Below are 14,693 nucleotides of genomic sequence, written 5' to 3'. Positions count from 1 at the left end.
ACGGGCCGCGGTGTCCCGCCGGAGCCGGGCGACCGCATGTCTCGGATGGTGAATTTCCGGCCGCCGCCGGTGCGGCGCTCAGGTGTGGACGCGGCGCGCGGCGCACTCCTGGATCGCCCTCGTCCAGTCGGCGAGCGCGGGGTCGTGCGAGGTCGCTTCGCACAGGTTCCGCCACAGGTCCGCGCCGGTCCAGCGGGTGAACCAGCGGTGCGCCGTGGGCACGCTGACGCCGAACGAGGGCGGCAGATGCTGCCATGCGCAGCCGCTCGTGACGACGTAGACGACCGCGACGAGGACCGCGCGGGCGTCGGCCGCCGCCCTGCCGCCGCCCTGCGGCCGCGGGCGCCGGTCCGGCAGCAGCGGGCCCGCCGCCGCCCACATCGCGTCCGGTACCAGGCGCCGGGCGAGTGCCTCCATGCGCGCGATCCTACGCACGTCACCGGCCCGCCAAACGAGACATGGGCTCATGTGCGCGCGGCCCCGTCCTCGGCCTATCGTCGGCCGCCCACCGGCGGGCAGGCCCCCGGCCGCGGGCCCGACCGGCGCGCGGCGGCCCCTGTCGGGCCGGCTCGGTGAGGGCCCGCCCCGTGACGAGAGGACACCCCATGACGATCCTGGTGACCGGCGCGACGGGTACCGTCGGCCGCATCCTGGTGGACCGGCTGCTGAGCGCCGGCCAACGGGTACGGGCCCTGACCCGCGACCCGGCGCGTGCCCAACTCCCGGGCGCCGTCGAGGTGGTGGCCGGCGGCCTCGCCGACGGGGGCGCGGCGCTCGACGGAGTGGACCGCGTCTTCTTCCTGCCCGGCGTGCTCGACCCCGGGCGGGCGGGCGAGCTGACGCACGCCTTCCTGGAGCGCGCCGCGGGGGCGGGGGTCCGGCGCGTCGTCGACCTCACGGGCGTCGCCGTCACCGTCCGGCGGCCCGGCAGCTTCGAGATGCTGCGCGAGGCCGAGGAGGCCGTCGAGCGGTCGGGGCTGGAGTGGACCCATGTGCGCCCGGGCGAGTTCGCCCGCAACAAGCTGGACATGTGGGGCCCGTCGATCCGGGCGGAGGGCGTGGTGCGCAGCGCCTTCCCCGACGCGCTCGGGGTGCCCGTCCACGAGGCGGACATCGCCGAAGTGGCCGCGGCGGCACTGCTGGAGGACGGCCACACCGGCCGGGCGTACTCGCTGAGCGGTCCGGAGCGGCTCAGCCACCGCGAGCAGGCCGGGGCGCTCGCCGACGGCCTGGGCCGGCGGCTGCGCTTCGAGCCGCTGACGTACGGGCAGGCCCGCGCGGCCTACATCGCCTCGGGCATACCGGCGGACATCGCCGAGTATCTGCTGGGCTATCAGGCCGAGTACGCCGAGGAGCCGCCACAGGTGCTGCCCGACACCGAACGGGTGCTGGGCAGGCCGGGCCGCACCCTGGCGCGGTGGGCGGCGGACCACGCCGCCGAGCTGCCCGACGAGACGGCCGGCGCCCACGCGGTCTGAGTCGCGTGCCCGGACGGGCCGGGGCGCGTGCCCGGACGGTGTGCGCCGTACGCCCGGGCGGTGCGGCCCGTGCCGGAACGGCGCCGGGCCCCGGCCGCGTGGATGCGGCCGGGGCCCGGCGGGGGCCCGAGGGGCGGCGCCCCGGGAGGAGCGGGGCGTCAGCTCTGGTCGGTGCCGAGCTTGTGGACGCGGACCATGTTGGTGGTGCCGGGGACACCGGGGGGCGAACCGGCTGTGATGATCATGGTGTCGCCCTGCTCGTAGCGCTGGAGCTTGAGCAGCTCGGCGTCCACGAGATCGACCATCTCGTCGGTGTGGTCGACGTGTTCGACCACGTGCGTCTCCACGCCCCAGCTGAGGGTGAGCTGGTTGCGGGTGGCCGCGTCGGTGGTGAAGGCCAGGATCGGCTGGCGGACGCGGTAGCGGGACAGCCGGCGGGCGGTGTCGCCGGACTTGGTGAAGGCGACCAGCGCCTTGCCGTCGAGGAAGTCGGCCATCTCGCAGGCGGCGCGGGCGACCGAACCGCCCTGGGTGCGCGGCTTCTTGCCGGGGGCCAGCGGCTGGAGACCGCGGCTGAGCAGCTCCACCTCGGCCGCCTCGACGATCTTCGACATCGTCTTGACGGTCTCGATCGGGTACTGCCCGACGGAGGACTCGGCGGAGAGCATCACCGCGTCGGCGCCGTCCAGGATCGCGTTGGCGACATCGCTCGCCTCGGCGCGCGTGGGCCGCGAGTTGGTGATCATCGACTCCATCATCTGGGTCGCCACGATCACCGGCTTGGCGTTCCTGCGGCACAGCTCGACCAGCCGCTTCTGCACCATCGGGACCTGCTCCAGCGGGTATTCCACCGCGAGGTCGCCGCGGGCCACCATGACGCCGTCGAAGGCCATGACGACCTCCTCCATGTTGGCCACCGCCTGCGGCTTCTCCACCTTGGCGATCACCGGGACCCGGCGGCCGACCTCGTCCATCACCCGGTGCACGTCGCGCACGTCGGCGGCGTCCCGGACGAAGGAGAGCGCCACCATGTCGCAGCCCATGCGCAGCGCGAACTTCAGGTCCTCGATGTCCTTCTCGGACAGCGCGGGCACGTTGACGGCGGCGCCGGGCAGGTTGATGCCCTTGTGGTCGGAGATCACGCCGCCCTCGATGACGATGGTGCGCACGCGGGGTCCGTCGACCTCGGTGACCTGGAGGGCCACGTTGCCGTCGTTGATCAGCACCGGGTCGCCCTTGGTGACATCGCCGGGCAGCCCCTTGTAGGTGGTGCCGCAGATGGTCTTGTCACCGTCGACGTCCTCCGTCGTGATGGTGAACTCCTCGCCGCGGACCAGCTCGACCGGTCCCTCGGCGAAGGTCTCCAGACGGATCTTGGGGCCTTGGAGGTCGGCGAGGACGCCGACCGCGCGGCCGGTCTCCCCGGCCGCCTTGCGGAGCCGGTGGTACCGCTCCTCGTGCTCGGAGTGCGACCCGTGGCTCATGTTGAACCGGGCCACGTTCATCCCCGCGTCGATCAGCGTCTTCAGCTGGTCGTAGGAGTCGACGGCGGGGCCCAGGGTGCAGACGATTTTGGAACGGCGCATGAGGGCGATCCTATCGGTTTGTTCAGCTACTGAACGATGTGGGTGGCTGTCCTGCGGTCCCGTACCCGCTCAGCGGGCCGTGACCAGCGCGTAGGTCTGCTGTGCGATCTCCAGCTCCTCGTCGGTCGGGACGACGGCCACCTTCACCCTGGCGTACTCGGGCGAGATCAGCCGCGGCACGTCGCCGCCTCGTGCGTTCAGTTCCCCGTCGACGGCCAGGCCCAGCTCCTCCAGACCGGCGACGGCCGCCTCCCGTACGGGCGCGGAGTTCTCGCCGACGCCCGCGGTGAACACCACGGCGTCCACCCGGCCGAGGACGGCGTAGTACGCGCCGATGTACTTCTTCAACCGGTGTATGTAGATGTCGAAGGCGAGCCGCGCCGCCTCGTCGCCCTCGTCGATCCGGCGGCGGATGACGCGCATGTCGTTCTCGCCGCACAGCCCGACCAGGCCGCTGCGCTTGTTGAGCAGCTCGTCCACGGCGTCGACGTCCATGCCCGCGACGCGGCGCAGATGGAAGACGACCGCCGGATCGATGTCACCGGACCGGGTGCCCATCACGAGCCCCTCCAAGGGGGTCAGCCCCATGGAGGTGTCCACGCACCGGCCGCCGCTCACCGCGGAGGCCGACGCACCGTTGCCCAGGTGCAGCACGATCAGGTTCAGCTGGGCAGGATCGCGCTCCAGCAGCCGCGCGGCCCGGCGGGAGACATAGGCGTGCGAGGTGCCGTGGAAGCCGTAGCGGCGGACGCGGTGCGCGTCGGCGGTCTCCACGTCGATGGCGTACCGGGCCGCGTGCTCCGGCATGGCGGAGTGGAACGCCGTGTCGAAGACGGCGACCTGCGGCAGGTCCGGACGCACCCGCTGCGCGGTGCGGATCCCGGTGATGTTGGCCGGGTTGTGCAGCGGCGCCACCGGCACCAGCCGCTCGATCTCCTTCAGCACGGCGTCGTCGATCAGCGTCGGCTCGGTGAACCGCAGCCCGCCGTGCACGACGCGGTGCCCGATCGCCGCGAGCTGCGGCGACTCCAGGCCCATGCCGTCCGCGTCGAGCTGCTCGCCGATGGCCGCGAGCGCCGCGTCGTGGTCGGCCAGCCGCTCCTCGCGCCGCCGCTCCTCGCCGCCGGTGCCCAGCGGCCGGTGGTGCAGCGCCGAGGTCTCCTCGCCGATGCGTTCGGCCAGGCCGGTGGCGAGCCGGGTGCCGTCGGCCATGTCGATCAGCTGGTACTTCACCGACGAGGAGCCGGAGTTGAGGACGAGGATCCGGGTGGGGGTCACAGCGGGGGAACTTTCTGCGAGGGGGCGGTCGGGTCGTCGGGCGGCGGCCGTGCGGCGGCGGCCCGCGCCGGTCAGGAACCGGCGGGCTCGCCCTGCGCCTGCACGGCGGTGATGGCGACGGTGTTGACGATGTCCTGCACCAGGGCGCCGCGGGACAGGTCGTTGACGGGCTTGCGCAGGCCCTGGAGGACCGGCCCGACCGCGACGGCACCGGCCGAGCGCTGCACCGCCTTGTAGGTGTTGTTGCCGGTGTTGAGGTCGGGGAAGACCAGCACGGTGGCGCGGCCGGCGACCCGGGACGTGGGCAGCTTGGTCGCCGCCACCTGCGGGTCGACGGCCGCGTCGTACTGGATCGGGCCCTCGGTCAGCAGATCGGGGCGGCGCTCGCGCACCAGCTCGGTGGCCCGGCGCACCTTGTCGACGTCGGCGCCCGAGCCGGACGTGCCCGTCGAGTACGACAGCATCGCGATCCGCGGCTCCACGCCGAAGCTCGCCGCCGTCGTCGCGGACTGGATCGCGATGTCGGCCAGCTGCTCGGCGTCCGGGTCCGGCACGACCGCGCAGTCGCCGTAGACCAGGACGCGGTCGGCCAGGCACATGAAGAAGACGGAGGAGACGATGTCCGCGTCCGGCTTCGTCTTGATGATCTCGAAGGCGGGCCGGACCGTCGCCGCCGTGGAGTGCACGGCGCCCGAGACCATCCCGTCGGCCAGCCCCTCCTGCACCATCAGTGTCCCGAAGTAGGAGACGTCCGAGACGATGTCGTGCGCCAGCTCGTAGCTGACGCCCTTGTGCGCACGCAGCTCGGCGTACGTCGCGGCGAACCGCTCGCGCAGCGGCGAGGTCAGCGGGTCGACGATCCGGGCCACCGCGCCGCCGCCGGACGCCGGCAGCTCGTCGTCGCCCAGCAGCTCCAGGCCGATGCCCAGCTCGGCGGCGCGCTTGCGCACCACGGCCGGCTCGCCCAGCAGCGTCAGATCGCAGATGTTGCGCCGCAGCAGCACCTCGGCGGCGCGCAGCACCCGCTCCTCCTGGCCCTCCGGCAGCACGATGTGCCGGCGTGCCGTGCGGGAGCGCTCGACCAGCTCGTGCTCGAACATCATCGGCGTCACGCGCTCGCCGCGGACGACGGACAGCCGCTCGGTCAACAGCCCGGTGTCCACATGGGTTTCGAACAGGCCCAGCGCGATCTCGGCCTTGCGCGGGGTGGCGGCCGTCAGCTTGCCCTCCAGGCCCAGCAGCCGGTCCGCCGTGGGCATCGAGCCGTCCGGTACGGCGAGGACGGGGGTGCCGGGTGCCAGCCGGGACGCGAGCGCGAGGGTCTGTTCGCCGGGGTGCTCGCCGAGGGTGAGCAGCACACCGGCGAGGGCGGGGGAGCCGGCGGAGTGCGCGGCGAGGGAGCCGATGATCAGGTCCGAGCGGTCGCCCGGGGTGATCACCATGCAGCCCTCCGTCAGTGCGGGCAGGAACGCGGGCAGATGGGCGCCGCCGAAGACCAGGCCGCGCACGTCGCGGGCGAGCCCCGCCGCATCGCCGAGCAGCACCTCGGCGTCCATCAGTTCCTTGATCTGGGTGACCGTGGGCGCCGCGAGCGCGGGCTCCTCGGGCAGCACGAACACCGGCTCGGGCAGCCGCTCGGCCAGGGCGCGCACGGCGTCGGCGGCCTCGGGGTCGCCGACCCGGTTGGCGACCATCGCGATGAGGTCGGTACCGAGGGAGGCGTAGGCGTGGTGGGCGTTGCGGACCTCGGCGACGACGGCCTCGGGGCTCTGGTCGCGGGCGGCGACGACGGGGATGACGGAGGCCCCGAACTCGTTGGCGAGCCGGGCGTTGAGCGCCAGCTCGGCGGGCAGCCCGGTGTCGGCGAAGTCGGTGCCGAGGACGAGTACGGCCTCGTAGTCGTCGGCGACGGCGTGGTAGCGGTCGACCAGGCGGGATATCAGCTCGTCGGTGCCGCTCTCCGCCTGGAGCGCGGCGGCCTCCTCGTAGCCCATGCCGAAGACGGACGCGGCGGGCTGGCCGAGCCGGTAGCGGCTGCGCAGCAGGTCGTAGAGGCGGTCGGGCCCGTCGTGCACCAGCGGCCGGAACACCCCCACGCGGTCGACCTGGCGGGTCAGGAGCTCCATCACTCCCAGCTCGACGACCTGACGGCCGTCCCCGCGTCCGATGCCGGTCACGTACACGCTGCGCGCCACGCGCTGTCTCCTTCGTGGTTCGTGGTCTCCCGCGGACCCGGTGCCGCCGCGGCCGGGGCGTCGCGCCGGGGATCGCGCCGGCGTCGTGCCCCGGGTGTCGTGCCCGGCGTACGGGCGCCGGGTGGGCGCCGCGTGGGAGGCCGTGCACACCGTTCGTCCGGAAAGCACCCGTAAAGGTACGGCTTTAGTCTTGACAATACCTGTGCCTCTGGGTATTGCGCTCGCCCGGTCGCGTACCCGCGGCGAGCAGGAGGAATGCCGCGGGAGAGGACGGGGGCCGGGGGCGGAGGGCAACAGGGGGAGGCGGTCGCGCGCACCGTGGACGGGCAGTGGCGGGGTACCCGGCGGGGGACGAACCGGGCCGGGGAGGCCCCGGGGAGCGAGGCCGCACCCATGCCCCTGCCTTCAAGCCGTGAAACAATCGCACCGCCTCACACCTGAGCGGCACCCCGGACAGCGTGGTCCGACCGTGCCCCCCGCGGCCCGTTCCCACGCGGGCACACACACCGAGCAGGAGAAGCGAACCTCATGCGTATCGGAGTCCTCACCGCCGGCGGAGACTGCCCCGGTCTCAACGCCGTGATCCGATCCATCGTCCACCGCGCCGTCGCCGACCGGGGCGACGAGGTCATCGGCTTCGAAGACGGCTTCAAGGGGCTGCTGGACGGCCGGTACCGCCCGCTCGACATCAACTCCGTCAGCGGCATCCTCGCCCGCGGCGGCACCATCCTCGGCTCCGCCCGGCTGGAACGCGACCGGCTGCGGGACGCCTGCGCCAACTCCGAGGAGCTGATCGACCGCCTCGGCCTGGACGCGCTCATCCCGATCGGCGGCGAGGGCACGCTCACCGCGGCGCGGATGCTGGCCGAGACCGGGCTGCCCGTCGTCGGCGTGCCCAAGACCATCGACAACGACATCTCCGCCACCGACCGCACCTTCGGCTTCGACACGGCCGTCGGCGTCGCCACCGAGGCCATGGACCGGCTCAAGACCACCGCCGAGTCGCACCAGCGCGTCATGGTCGTCGAGGTCATGGGCCGGCACGCGGGCTGGATCGCGCTGGAGGCCGGGATGGCCGCCGGCGCGCACGCCATCTGCGTCCCCGAGCGGAACTTCGAGGTCGACGACCTGGTGAAGATGGTCGAGGAGCGGTTCGCACGCAACAAGAAGTTCGCCATCGTCTGCGTCGCCGAGGGCGCCCACCCGGCCGAGGGCTCCATGCCCTACGAGAAGGGCACCATCGACCAGTACGGCCACGAGCGCTTCGCCGGCATCGGCAACCGGCTCGCCATCGAGCTGGAACACCGCCTCGGCAAGGAGGCCCGCCCGGTCATCCTCGGCCACATCCAGCGCGGCGGCACCCCCACCGCCTACGACCGGGTCCTCGCCACCCGCTTCGGCTGGCACGCCGTGGAGGCCGCGCACCGCGGCGACTTCGGCCAGATGACCGCGCTGCGCGGCACCGAGATCGTCATGGCGCCGCTCGCCGACGCCGTCACCGAGCTGAAGCACGTGCCGCAGTACCGCATGGACGAGACCGAGGCCGTCTTCTGACCCGCCCGGCACCTCCGAGGCACACGACGGGCCGGTGACGCGGCCCGTCCGCCGCGCAGCCCGCCCGGATCCCGGCCCGGCACCGGCCCGGGGCCGGGCGGTACGCGCTCACGGCTCCAGCCGCTTGAGCTGCTTCCACTTGCCGTTCTCCCGCCGGTCGACCCACACCGGACGGTCGGACACGTGCCGCCCGTCGAAGACGTACCGGCCCAGCAGGCCCTTCGTCTCCTCGTCCCCGAGCGTCTTCATCAGCTGCGCACGGGCCAGGGACGGCAGCGGCTTCTCGTCCAGCACACCGGCCATCGCCTCGGCCGCGGCCAGCGCCCCGTCGTACAGCTCGGCCGAGCCGCGCTGCCGCAGCAGCCGCCGCGTCGACTCCGGCGCCGCACACACCTCGGGCAGCTCCGCGCAGTCCGGCCGCTGCTTGCCGTCGTAGAAGGTGCGGAAGCGCAACGCGCCGTCGGGCACGGCCAGTTCGTACTCCTCCGCGGCGTCCTGCGAGGCAGGCGGGTCGCAGGTCTGCGCATAGCCCTGCTGGACGATGACCTGGACCTTCTCCTTCTCCGCCGCGCGGGCCCAGACGCCCGCCGCCTCGGAGTCGGGCAGCGCGACCGCGTCGGCCCCCGTCTTGCGGATCCGCTCGCGCACCTCGTCCTCGGACATCTCCTCCGGGTCCTGCGGGCGGACCGTCTTGATGTGCATGCTCTCCAGCGCGTCGCCGACGGGGAAGTCGTCCGCGGCGTTCAGCACCGTGCGGGTGCCGAGCGTGCGGCCGAGGTAGCCGGCCTCGGCGGTGGTCAGGTCGTGCTCGGAGGTCGCGGTCGAGAAGTTCACATCGACGGACCGGCTGCCCTCGCAGGTCTCGACGGCGGGCACCTCGGAGAAGAACTCGTCCGTGCCGCCGGAGAAGTCGTAGACGTCGCCGACCACGGCCACCAGCTCGGGGTGTTCGCTCAGCGCGGCCTCGCCCCCGCCGCCGTCGTCCGCCTCGACGGAGGCCACCCGGACGGGAATGTCGCGCTTGTGCCGGCGTTCGGCCTCGGCCACGGCCGCCTCGACCACCTTCTTGCGGCCCTGGGCCAGGCTCGGATCGTCCTCGTACTCGTCCCGGGCGATCCCGATCACGTACTCGTCCGGCACCTTCTCGTGCGGGGAACTGCTCGGCAGGTCGGGCGGCGGCGGGGCCGCGACGGGCGTGTCCTGGCCGGAGTAGGCCACCAACGGGACGGTGACGGTCAGCAGCAGGAAGCCCCCGACGGCCCCGGCCACCCACCGGCCGAGCCGGCGCGGCCCGTGCTCCGGGTCCCGGGGATGCAGCGGGGACCTGCCCCGGGTGTTGCGCGGGGTGAACTCGCCCTCGCTCCAGATGCGTCCGGGACGCGCGTACCCCGGCTGTTTCGGCACCGGGTACGGATCGCCCGACGAGGAGCCGGTGCCGGTGCCCGTGCCGGAGCCGGTGCCCGTGCCGTCGCCGGTTCCTGGCGAGGACGAGGGCGAGGGCGAGGGCGAGGCGGACGGGGCCGTGCCGGGGCGTCCGCCGCCCGGCGGGGTGTCGGCGGGCTCCGCGGCCTCCCCGGAACCGACGGCCGATGTGCGCGCGGCGGCCCCGGCACCGCCGGTGGCCGCTCCCCGCACGCCGGCCGCGGGGGAGTCGCCGGTCCCGGGCGTGCCGCCCGCGCCGGGCGTCCCGTTCGTCCCGTGCGTCCGGGTGCCGCCGGGTGCGCCGGAGCCGTCGGCGGGCGCCCGGGCGGCCACGGTGTCCCGCACCGCCTCGACGGCCGCCAGGGCCGCCTGCGCGTCGGCCGGACGCCCGTCGCGGTCGCGGGCCATCAGGGAGAGCACCAACCGGTCGACGGCGGTGGACAGTTCGGGGCGGGCCCGGCTGGGCAGCAGCGGTGTGTCGTGCAGATGGTTGTACATCACGCCCGCCGCAGAACCGGTGAACGGCGGGCGGCCGACGAGGAGTTCGTACAGGACACAGCCGAGCGCGTACAGATCGGTACGGCCGTCCGCGTCCTCCTGGCGGAACTGCTCGGGCGCCATGTACAGGACGCTGCCGAACGGCATCTGGCCGGTGTTCGTCAGCTGCGGATCGGTGGAGCGCGCCTCGACGAACTTGGCGATGCCGAAGTCCACGACCTTGGCCGTGCCGGGCGCCACCTCCGCCTCCGGCCCGTCCGCCGCACCGGCTTCCTGCTCCCGGGCCGCCCCGGCCGCCCCGGCCCCCGGTTCCGCCCCGGCCTCCGGCTGCGGCCTGTGCTCCCGCTCCGCACCGGGCTCGGGCTCCGGGTCCCGCCGTCCGGTGCCGCCGAGGCCGCCCTCGACCATGATGTTCGCCGGTTTGATGTCCCGGTGCACCACGCCCGCCTCGTGCGCGACCCGCAGCGCGCGGCACACATCCGCCGTCCAGGACAGCGCGGCCGTCAGCGGCATCCGGCCGCGCTCCAGCAGCAGATCGTGCAGGGAGCGGCCGTGCACCAGGGCCATCACCAGATAGGGGGTCGGGGCCCGCGGCTCCCGGGCCGCCCCGTCACCCGCTGCGTCGTCCGCGCCGGCGTCCGTGCCGTGGTCGTGCACGGCGACGATGTGCGGGCTGTCCAGCGCGGCGGCCGAGCGGGCCTCGCGCTGGAAGCGGCCGAGCAGTTCGGCCCGGTCGGCCTCGTCGGCCGCGCCGCGCTGCGGCATGAACACCTTGACGGCGACATCCCGCTCCAGCGCGGTGTCGTAGGCCCGCCAGACCTCCCCCATGCCGCCCGAACCGATCCGCTCCCGCAGTTCGTAACGACCGTTCAGCAGACGCCCTCGCATGCCGCCATCGTAGGGCGAACACCCGTCCGAGGAGCCTGCTTTCGCCCAGCGGTGGATCACCGGCCCCGGCGCGCACCGGGGAGGACGGTCAGCACGACGACGGAGGCCAGCGCCAACCCGGCGCCGGTCAGCAGCACCGCCCGCAGCGAACCGGCGTCCAGCACACGCCCGCCCACGAACGCCCCCGCCGCGATCGACGCGTTGAACACCGAGGCGAACAGCGCACCCGCCGGCTCCCGCGAGTCCGGCGCCGCGGCCAGCACCCACGCCTGGGCGCCGACGGAGACCCCGCCGTAGAACACGCCCCACACGAGCACCACCGCCACCGCCGCGGGAACCGGCGGCACCGACGGCGCCAGGGACCCCACGAGGGACAGCAGCAGCACACAGGCCGCGATCCCGCCGCCCAGCGTGAGCAGCACGGCACGCGGCCGGCGCGGAGCCAGCACGCCCGAGGCGACGTTGCCCGCGAAGCACGTCACCCCGTAGGCCAGCAGCAGCCCGCCCAGCAGCGCGGGAGAGACACCGGCGGACCGCTCCAGCACCGGCCGGACATAGGTGTACGCGGAGAAGTGGCCGACGACGAGCAGGGCGAGGAACACCAGCCCGGTGCGCAGCCGCGCGTTGCCGCACTGACGCAGCAGCTCGCCCGGGCGCACCGGGCGTTCGGCAGGAAGCGCCGGCAACAGCGCGGCCAGCGCCACGGCGACGACGACGGCGAGGACGGCCGCCGCCGCGAACGCGGCACGCCAGCCCGCCGCTTCACCGATGAACGTGCCCGTCGGGACGGCCAGCACCGTCGCCATGCTGATACCGCCGAACACGGCTGCCAGCGCCCTGCTGACCGCACCGGGCGGCACCAGCCGCACCGCCAGGCTCGCCGCGAACGCCCACACCCCGCCCAGCGCGACGCCCACCAGGACGCGGGCGAGCAGCAGCACTTCCAGCGAGGGCGCGAGGGCGGACAGCACGTTGGCGGCGGCCAGGAGCAGGGCGAGACCCGCCAGCGAGAGCCGCCGGTCGAGCCGGCCGACGGCGAGCGGCACCCCGGGCGCGGCGAGCGCCGCGACGATCCCGGCGAGCGTGACGGTGAGCCCGGCCGAACCCTCCGAGACGTGCAGGCCGTCACCGATCAGCGTGAGCAGACCGACGGGCAGCATCTCGGCGGCCGTCACGGCGAACGTGGCCGCGGTGAGCGAGGCGACGGCGAGCCACCCCCGCAACGAGGCCCGCCCTGACCCCCGTTGAGCCGGTATCCGGCCCCCGTTTCCGGAGGGGGAAGGAGCGGGCCCGGTGGCGGGGACGGCGGGGGCGGAGCCGGCAGGAGCGCCGTCGGTGGGAGGGGCGGCCGGGGCGGAGGGAGAGGAAGGGGCCGGAGGGCCAAAGGAGGCCGGAGGAGTGGAGGAAGGGCTGGTCATGGCTGTCAGCCTGGGCGCCGACGGCCGGGGGAACAACGGCGGTTGTCTCAACCTTCCATGAGTGCGGCTCATCGATCGCCGGGGGCCGTCGCGCGCGGGCGCGGCTGAGAGCACGAGTCGAGGGGGGCGGAATGACCGTCGAGCTGGAGAGCGGGACGCGGATCCGGGCACTGGAGATGCGGGAGCTGGAGTGCTTCCTGGTGCTGGCCGAGGAACTCCACTTCGGCCGCACCGCCGAACGCCTGTACCTCTCGCAGAGCAGGGTCAGCCAGCTGCTGCGCTCGCTGGAGGGCCGCATCGGCGCCCGCCTGGTGGACCGCACCAGCAGACGCGTCACGCTCACCCCGCTCGGCGCCCGCTTCCTGACCGGACTCCGGCCCGCCTACGGCACCTTGGCGGACGTGGTGGACGAGGCCCGCGCGGCGGCCCGCTGCGTCACCGGTCATCTCCGGCTCGGCTTCCTCGGCAGCGCGTCCCACCGGATGACGGCGGCCCTCGGCCTCTTCCACGAACGCCATCCGCAGGTCGCCACCAGCGTCGTCGAGATCCCGATGGCCGATCCGTTCGGGCCGGTGCGGCGCGCCGAGGTGGACGCCGCGGTCGTGATGCTGCCGGTGTGCGAGCCCGATCTCGCGCTCGGCCCGCGCTTCGAGAAGCAGCCGTGGCGGCTCGCCCTCGCCGCGGGCCACCCCCTCGTGCGGCGCGGCCGGCTGGACGCCGAGGACCTCGCCGCCGTCCCGCTCATCGCCTCCGCCCCACCGGCCCCCGACTACTGGCGGGACCACCACGCCCCGCGCCGCACCCCGTCCGGCCGGACCATCCCGCGCGGGCCGCTCGTCGCCACGCTCCAGGAGGGGTTGGCGTCCGCGGCGGCCGGGCTCGGCGGCATGCTGCTGTGCCGGCCCACCGCAGAGATCCATGTGCGCGCCGACCTCGCCTTCGTCCCCGTCACCGGTCTGCCGCCGAACGAACTGGTGCTCGTCCGCGGCAAGGAGAGCGACACCGCCCTGCTGCGTGCCCTGACCGCCGCGGTCGCCGACACCGGCTGCGAGACACACACCGCTCCCGACGTGTGCCCTTGACCTTCGCCAACCTTCGCTGCCGCTCGCCGACCCCCGCTGACCTTCACCGGCCTTCCGCGCGCTTCCCCGGGCTTCCGCGCGCCTCCCCGGGCTTCCGCGATCTTCCTCATCTTCCGCGATCTTCCTCGCTCTTCCCCGGCGAACTGTGCCTTGCAGGAGAAGAGTTGGATATTCCGGGGTCGGTGTGTCTCCGGTTGTCGACCGGAGTACGGTTCTGTCACCCGCCGTATGTGCGCATCGCGCGGCGTGGCTCTACCGGAAGGACGAACATGACATCACTGCGCCTCAGATGGCAGCGGTCGGTCGCGATCGCGGCGACGGGAGCCGCGGCGTTCCTCGGCACCGCGATAGCCGCGACGCCGGCCCAGGCCCACAGCCACGGCTGGTCGGTCGACTGCTACGCGGTCTCCCTGGACCTGACCAACTACTCCCAGGACAAGGACAACACGCTCACCGTCACCGCCGGTGACAAGGAGCTGCTGTCCACCACCTTCAAGGGCGAGTTCCACAAGAAGCTCGACCTGCCGGAGCACTCGCAGGAGCTGAAGGTCTCCACCAAGGTCGTCGCGGGCGACGACGACCAGTACTCCTGGAACGAGACGAAGACCTCGCCGGTGTGCGAGACCGAGTCCCCCTCGCCGACGCCCACGCCGAGCGAGTCGGAGACCACCACCCCGTCGCCCTCGACGCCCCCGTCGGAGAAGCCGACCGAGGAGCCGCAGCCGAGCGCCTCGGAGTCCTCCAGCAGCGCCCCGGCGGCCAAGCCGCACGGCGGCGACGAGGACCTCGCCGAGACCGGCTCGTCCAGCTCGACGCCGATGATCGCCGGCATCGCCGCGGCCGTCGTGGTCGTCGGCGGCGTGCTCGTGGGCTTCGCCCGCAAGCGCCGCTCGTCGCAGGGCTGATCTCCCGGGCCGGCCCCCGTCCGGCCCGCGCGGTCCATGTGTACCGCCCCGTACCAACGCCCGGCGGCCGGCCTGTTCCGGCCGCCGGGCGCACGCATGCTCCGGCCGCGACATCGACTCGCGGCGTCCCCCATCATGGTCGGGATTGCTGGAGGAGCTGGTGGCTGTGCCGTGCTGGTCGTACCGAACGTCGAGCGACGCTGTGGAGCACACGGCTTCGAGGCAGCCGGGGTGGCCGGGGAGGCAACACAGGCCGCGCCGGCCGGGGTGCCGGCGGAAACGGAGTTCATGCCGGCCCGTTCATACGGGCTCGCCAGGGGCGCGTGGTGACCTCGGTGTAGGAGTGGTGCGTGGGGTCTGCCGCCGCGTGCTGGAGCTGCCAGGTCTGT

General features: G+C 73.9%; 11 protein-coding genes. 4 read left to right on the top strand and 7 right to left on the bottom strand.

The features are described from left to right. Positions 1–78: 78 nt before the first annotated feature. Positions 79–417 carry a transposase gene (locus tag SCA03_RS30245; protein ID WP_030885583.1) on the bottom strand — a complete coding sequence of 113 codons (339 nt, stop codon included), beginning with the start codon at positions 415–417 and terminating at the stop codon, positions 79–81. A gap of 188 nt (positions 418–605) precedes the next feature. Between SCA03_RS30245 and SCA03_RS30240 the strand changes: the two genes are divergently transcribed. Beyond that, positions 606–1,478 carry an NAD(P)H-binding protein gene (locus SCA03_RS30240; protein ID WP_086815091.1) on the top strand — a complete coding sequence of 291 codons (873 nt, stop codon included), beginning with the start codon at positions 606–608 and terminating at the stop codon, positions 1,476–1,478. Positions 1,479–1,636: 158 nt separating this feature from the next. Here the strand turns inward: SCA03_RS30240 and pyk are convergent, their stop codons facing one another. The 3 genes from pyk to pta all read right to left on the bottom strand — a co-directional run bounded on the left by pyk (position 1,637) and on the right by pta (position 6,537). After that, positions 1,637–3,064 carry a pyruvate kinase gene (pyk, locus tag SCA03_RS30235; protein ID WP_030885588.1) on the bottom strand — a complete coding sequence of 476 codons (1,428 nt, stop codon included), beginning with the start codon at positions 3,062–3,064 and terminating at the stop codon, positions 1,637–1,639. Between the two features lie 69 nt (positions 3,065–3,133). Then, entirely contained in the window at positions 3,134–4,342 is a 1,209-nt protein-coding gene (locus tag SCA03_RS30230) for an acetate kinase (RefSeq protein WP_030885590.1), read from the bottom strand. 71 nt (positions 4,343–4,413) lie between these two features. Further along, positions 4,414–6,537: a phosphate acetyltransferase gene (gene pta, locus SCA03_RS30225; RefSeq protein WP_086815090.1), complete on the bottom strand. Its 2,124-nt coding sequence runs from the start codon at positions 6,535–6,537 to the stop codon at positions 4,414–4,416. Between the two features lie 528 nt (positions 6,538–7,065). On the opposite strand from pta, the gene SCA03_RS30220 reads away from it, so the two are divergent. After that, positions 7,066–8,091, top strand: a complete 1,026-nt coding sequence (locus SCA03_RS30220; protein WP_030885596.1) for an ATP-dependent 6-phosphofructokinase — start codon at positions 7,066–7,068, stop codon at positions 8,089–8,091. A gap of 108 nt (positions 8,092–8,199) precedes the next feature. On the opposite strand, the gene SCA03_RS30215 is transcribed toward SCA03_RS30220, so the two are convergent. Beyond that, the gene (locus SCA03_RS30215) at positions 8,200–10,899 is read right to left on the bottom strand and encodes a protein kinase domain-containing protein (RefSeq protein ID WP_141275764.1); all 2,700 of its coding nucleotides are present in this window, start codon (positions 10,897–10,899) and stop codon (positions 8,200–8,202) included. A 56-nt stretch (positions 10,900–10,955) separates the two neighbouring features. Further along, entirely contained in the window at positions 10,956–12,122 is a 1,167-nt protein-coding gene (locus SCA03_RS30210; RefSeq protein ID WP_230989008.1) for an MFS transporter, read from the bottom strand. Positions 12,123–12,448: 326 nt separating this feature from the next. Between SCA03_RS30210 and SCA03_RS30200 the strand changes: the two genes are divergently transcribed. Further along, the gene (locus tag SCA03_RS30200) at positions 12,449–13,399 is read left to right on the top strand and encodes a LysR family transcriptional regulator (RefSeq protein WP_170298195.1); all 951 of its coding nucleotides are present in this window, start codon (positions 12,449–12,451) and stop codon (positions 13,397–13,399) included. 269 nt (positions 13,400–13,668) lie between these two features. After that, entirely contained in the window at positions 13,669–14,304 is a 636-nt protein-coding gene (locus SCA03_RS30195; RefSeq protein ID WP_030885608.1) for an LAETG motif-containing sortase-dependent surface protein, read from the top strand. A gap of 286 nt (positions 14,305–14,590) precedes the next feature. On the opposite strand, the gene SCA03_RS37410 is transcribed toward SCA03_RS30195, so the two are convergent. Beyond that, positions 14,591–14,693: DUF7848 domain-containing protein (locus tag SCA03_RS37410; RefSeq protein WP_443098237.1), on the bottom strand; the 103-nt coding region annotated here is incomplete at its 5' end.

This window comes from Streptomyces cacaoi (assembly GCF_006539165.1).
GTDB classification, from domain to species: domain Bacteria; phylum Actinomycetota; class Actinomycetes; order Streptomycetales; family Streptomycetaceae; genus Streptomyces; species Streptomyces cacaoi.
The sequence above is the reverse complement of the archived record's forward strand: the minus strand, read 5'-3'. Positions and strand labels throughout refer to the sequence as shown.